Genomic DNA, 2,458 nt, shown 5'->3' with positions numbered 1-2,458 from the left:
CAGAATGACCCCGCAAGACGAACCCCGGGTTCTGGGGCTGGCCCGCGTGCCGTGACCGGGCCTCCGCCCCGGCCGGGATGCCAACATCCCCGCCTCACCTGCGGTAGTTCTAGCTGCGATCAGCCTGCCGGGCCTGGGATGGGCTGCCGGACTGGCTGCTCAATGCGTCCGCCAGGGCCGGGCTGGGTACCGGGGCGGCATCGACCGGCGGTGCCGCGTTCCTGAGTTCCTCAAGCCGGCTCTTGGACGGCACCAGCAGGGTTATGATCAGCGCGCCGAGGCCGAGCAGCGCCGCCGACACCGTGAACGCTATGGTGTAGCCGTGCACCGCTGCGGTGGCCGGCGCCAGCTGGCCCGCGTGATGCGCGGCCAGGTAGGTGGCCGTCGCCGTCAGCGCCACTGTGCTCAGCGCCGCGGTCCCGATTGACCCGCCGACCTGCTGCATCGTGTTGACCAGCGCCGAGGCCACGCCCGAGTCCTGCCGGGCCACGCCGGTGGTGGCGGTGTTGATGGCCGGCGAGAAGATCATGCCGAAGCCGACGCCCATGGCCAGCAGCGCCGGCAGGACGCTGCCCGCGTAGCTGGAGGTCACGGTGAGCTGGGTGAGGTAGGCCATTCCGCCGCCGCCGATGAGCATGCCTGCAGCGATCAGCGCCCGCGGCCCGAGCCGGGGCAGCAGCACGATGCTGGAAGTGTTCGAGCTGATCAGGATGCAGGCGATCATCGGCAGGAAGGCCAGCCCGCTGGCCACCGGGCTGTAACCCTTGACCAGCTGAAGGTAATAGGTGAGGAACAGGAACACGCCGAAGATCGCGATCCCGGTCAGGCCGACCGCGACGTAGGAGCCGCCCCTGGCCCGGTTCAGGATCACCCGCAGCGGCAGCAGGGGGTGGCTGACCCGGTGCTCGGCGAAGGCGAACGCCGCGAGCAGCAGCACGCCGACGGCCAGCGAGCCGATGGTCAGGGCGGCGGTCCAGCCGGCAACCTCCGCGTGCGAGAACCCGAACACGATGAGGAACAGCCCCGCCGAGGAAAGCACCGCTCCCGCCCAGTCCATCCGCGGGCGGTGGTCCGGCCGAGTGCCCCGCATGTAAGCCAGGGCGCCGGCGATCGCGATCGCGGCGAAGATCAGGTTGACATACAGGCACCAGCGCCAGGACAAATACTCGGTCAGGACGCCGCCGAGGATCAGGCCCACCGCGCCGCCGCCGACGGCGACCGACCCGAAGACGCCGAACGCCCGGCCGCGCTCGCGGGGGTCACGGAAGGTGCTGACCAGGGTGCCCAGGGCGGCGGGCGCGAGGATGGCGCCGAACGCGCCCTGAAGCGCCCGGGCGAGCACAAGCGTCTCGAACGAGGTGGCGGCGCCGCCAAGGGCCGAGGCGAGAGCGAACCCGGCCAGGCCGGTAATGAACACCCGCTTGCGACTGAACATGTCACCGATCCGGCCGCCGAGCAGCAGCAGGCTGCCGAAGGCCAGGGCGTAGGCGGTCACTATCCACTGGCGGTCGCTGTTGGGAAATCCCAGCGCGTGCTGGGCCGACGGCAGGGCGATGTTCACGACGGTGGCGTCCAGCACCACCATCAGCTGGGCGACGGCCACGATCACCAGGATGAGCCAGCGATGATCGCTGGCAGCCGGGCGTTGGCTGCCTGCGGCAGAAGGCACAGATGACATGGAGAGCTATACCCCCGGGTGAGAAGTGTGGCTGGTCTGGGTAGTGCGGGTCGCGCAGAGCGCGGCGATCATGCCGGAACCACAGGTGTGCCGGGCACAGCCGGCGAGGTGATCAGCGGCCGGGCCGCGTCGTCGAGGACGTCGAGCAGGCGGAGCAGGGTTGCCCGGTCCTCCTGGCTCAGGGCGCCAAAGATCTGCCCCAGCAGCCGCTCGCGGGCAGCGGACGCCACACCCAGGCAGGCCTCGCCCGCCTCGGTGATGGCGACGAGCTTGGCCCGGCGGTCGGTGGCGTCCGGCCGGCGCTCGGCCAGGCCTTGGCGCTCCAGCGCGTCGACGACGTCGGTGATGGAGTGCGGGGACAGCCCGAAATCGGCGGCCAGAACACTCTGCCGGGTGGGTCCCTGCTCCCGGAGCCGCAGCAGTACCTTGGTCCGGGCCATCGACAGGCCGCATCCGCTCATCTCGTCATTGACGGCGCGGAACAGCCGGTGATGAACCGCGATGTACCGCTCGCCTGCCTGTTCGGGCGTGATCATGGCTGCACCTCTGTCATTCACAGACGCTGAGCCTCCTCATCATGAGGTGCCTCACGTTGTTAATCCTCATAATGAGAGGCCTCATGGATTTATTCCGGCGCCGGCCGGTCTGGGCTGGCGCTTCAGCCCCGCCCGGCACGGGGCCAGCCAGCGCCCGCGCGCCGAAGCTTCGCTGCGCGCCCTCGCGGTTAGCGTCGCGTCCCGTCGGACCCGTCAGCGCCGACAGTCGGCGCCGGTCCACGCG

Annotated in this window: 2 protein-coding genes; both read right to left on the bottom strand. The window is 70.3% G+C overall.

Annotated features, from left to right (window positions below):
• Positions 1-109: 109 nt before the first annotated feature.
• A complete protein-coding gene (locus WA805_RS08465; RefSeq protein ID WP_425242059.1) occupies positions 110-1,603 on the bottom strand; it encodes an MFS transporter in 1,494 nt (497 codons plus the stop codon).
• Positions 1,604-1,746: 143 nt separating this feature from the next.
• On the bottom strand, positions 1,747-2,214 hold the full coding sequence (locus tag WA805_RS08460; RefSeq protein ID WP_422287748.1) for a MarR family winged helix-turn-helix transcriptional regulator: 468 nt from the start codon (positions 2,212-2,214) through the stop codon (positions 1,747-1,749).
• Positions 2,215-2,458 lie beyond the last annotated feature (244 nt).

This window comes from Trebonia sp., assembly GCF_049794275.1.
GTDB lineage: Bacteria > Actinomycetota > Actinomycetes > Streptosporangiales > Streptosporangiaceae > Trebonia.
The sequence above is the reverse complement of the archived record's forward strand: the minus strand, read 5'-3'. Positions and strand labels throughout refer to the sequence as shown.